This window comes from Mycobacterium sp., assembly GCF_050701675.1.
In the GTDB taxonomy this organism is placed as follows: domain Bacteria; phylum Actinomycetota; class Actinomycetes; order Mycobacteriales; family Mycobacteriaceae; genus Mycobacterium.
This window is the reverse complement of sequence record NZ_JBOGDD010001173.1, coordinates 1-2,370: the sequence shown is the minus strand read 5'-3', so window position 1 is coordinate 2,370 and position 2,370 is coordinate 1. Positions and strand designations below refer to the sequence as shown.

Below are 2,370 nucleotides of genomic sequence, written 5' to 3'. Positions count from 1 at the left end.
TGTAAGTACTGTTCATTCGAGACCGAGGTGGGCCAACGATGGCGGACACGCTCCAGCAGTTGCTCCGGACGAGATCTGACAGCGACTCGGTTGCCGTCAGGCACGCCGACCGGGTCTGGACGTGGCGCGAGCACATCGCCGCAGCGAGTGCCCAGGCCGCGGCCGTGGTCGCCGCGGCGGATCCGTCGAAACCGCTGCACGTCGGGGTGCTGATGGGCAACACCCCGGACATGCTCACCGCACTCGCGGCCGCCGGACTCGGCGGTTACGTGCTGTGCGGTATCAACACCACGCGTCGGGGTGACGCCCTGGCCCGCGACATCGCCAGGGTCGATTGTCAGATGGTGCTGACCGACCCCGGCCACCGCGACCTGCTCGACGGCCTCGAGCTGCCGGGGGTCACCGTGATCGACGTGTCGACCGACGCGTGGACGGACCGGGTCGCGTCGGCTCCGCCGCTGGTGCCGCACCGCGAAGTCGCTGCCGACGACACGTTCATGATGATCTTCACCTCCGGCACCAGCGGTGAACCCAAGGCGGTCGAGGTACCCCACGCGATGGTGCTCTTCGCCGGGACCGCGCTCGTCGAGCGGTACGGCCTGAACGCCGCCGACGTGTGCTACCTGGCGATGCCGCTGTTCCACTCGAACGCGGTGTACGCGGGCTGGAGCGTCGCCCTCGGTGCGGGGGCGGCCATGGTTCCCGCGGCCTTCTCGGCGTCGCGGTTCCTCCAGGACGTCCGCCGCTACGGGGCCACGTACATGAACTACGTGGGCAAGCCGCTGGCCTACATCCTCGCGACGGCCGAACAGCCCGACGATCACCAGAACCCGTTGCGCATCGCGTTCGGCAACGAGGCCGCCGACCGCGACATCGAGGAATTCGGCCGCCGCTTCGGCTGCTCGGTATGGGACGGCTTCGGCTCGACCGAGACCGCCGTGATCATCACCCGGCCTGACGATTGCCCACCTGGTTCGATCGGCAAGGGCTTCCCCGGCGTCGCCATCTACGACCCAGAGACCGTCGTCGAGTGTGAGGTCGCGCAGTTCGACGAGACGGGCGCGCTGCACAACGCGGACGCGGCGACGGGGGAGTTGGTCAACACCAGCGGCAGCGGGCTGTTCCGCGGTTATTACAACGACCCCGGCGCCACTGATCAGCGGGTGCGCCACGGAATGTACTGGTCGGGTGATCTCGCCTACCGGGATGCCGACGGCTGGATCTATCTCGCCGGCCGAACCGCCGACTGGATGCGGGTCGACGGGGAGAACCTCACCGCGGCGCCGATCGAGCGGATCCTGCTGAGGCTGAATGCGATCAGCCGGGTGGCGGTCTACCCCGTGCCCGACGAATACGTCGGCGACCAGGTGATGGCCGCGATCGTGCTGCGCGACGACGCCGAGCTGAGCCCCGCGGCATTCGAGGAGTTCCTCAAGGCCCAGCGGGATCTCTCCCCGAAGGCCTGGCCCCGCTACGTCTGGATCGCCGAGGACCTGCCGAGCACGGCCACCAACAAGATCCTCAAGCGTGAGCTGATCGCCAGGGGAGTCGACCCGACGGGCCGAACGGTGTGGAAGCGCGACGGCACCGCGTTCTTCAAGGCGGCGGTCCACCCGTCAGTACCGGCCGCGGACCGTTGACCACCGCGGAATAGGCCCGGGTCGTCGCACGTTTATGACTCTGACGGCTGACCTGGCATAATCGACCGTCGACACCTCGGTTCCGGTTCACGTCTGAAGACTCAGGTCAGAAATTCAGGCGACCCGGCGGCCAACCAACGAAGAGGACCAAGATGAGATCGGGTATTCACCCCAATTACGTAGAGACCACCGTGGTCTGTGGCTGTGGCAACAGCTTCCAGACGCACAGCACCAAGGAGAGCGGCCACATCACGGTCGAGGTCTGCTCCCAGTGCCACCCCTTCTACACCGGCAAGCAGAAGATCCTCGACAGCGGCGGCCGCGTGGCTCGCTTCGAGAAGCGCTACGGAAAGCGCGCCGGGGCTGCTGAGAAGACCGCAGCCGACAAGTAGTCAGCCGATCGGCGCTCGTTCTGTCGCATTCGTGACGGGCGAGCGCCGATTGCGTTTTGGCGACAGTCCGGCACAGCAACAACCCGATGCGTTCGTAGAGGAGGCACGATGGCGGGCACCGACGCTGCCACCAGGGTCGACGCGCTCGTTGCCGAGCATGCCGACCTCGAACGCCAGCTCTCCGACCCGGCGCTGCACGCCGACGCAGGCGCGGCCCGCAAGGTAGGGCGTCGCTTCGCGCAGCTGGCACCGATCGTGTCCACCCACCGCAAGTTGGAGACCGCGCGCGGTGATCTGGAAGCCGCAAGGGAACTCGCGACCGAGGATGCGTCGTTCGC

3 protein-coding genes are annotated in these 2,370 nt (G+C 67.4%); all 3 read left to right on the top strand.

Going from position 1 to position 2,370, the window contains the following annotated elements:
- Positions 1 to 38: 38 nt before the first annotated feature.
- On the top strand, positions 39 to 1,640 hold the full coding sequence (gene fadD1, locus ACRDUX_RS36380) for a fatty-acid--CoA ligase FadD1 (protein ID WP_526421638.1): 1,602 nt from the start codon (positions 39 to 41) through the stop codon (positions 1,638 to 1,640).
- 152 nt (positions 1,641 to 1,792) lie between these two features.
- Positions 1,793 to 2,032 carry a 50S ribosomal protein L31 gene (gene rpmE, locus ACRDUX_RS36375; RefSeq protein WP_526421636.1) on the top strand — a complete coding sequence of 80 codons (240 nt, stop codon included), beginning with the start codon at positions 1,793 to 1,795 and terminating at the stop codon, positions 2,030 to 2,032.
- Positions 2,033 to 2,140: 108 nt separating this feature from the next.
- Positions 2,141 to 2,370 (top strand): PCRF domain-containing protein (locus ACRDUX_RS36370; protein WP_526421634.1); only part of this gene is annotated, 230 nt, incomplete at its 3' end.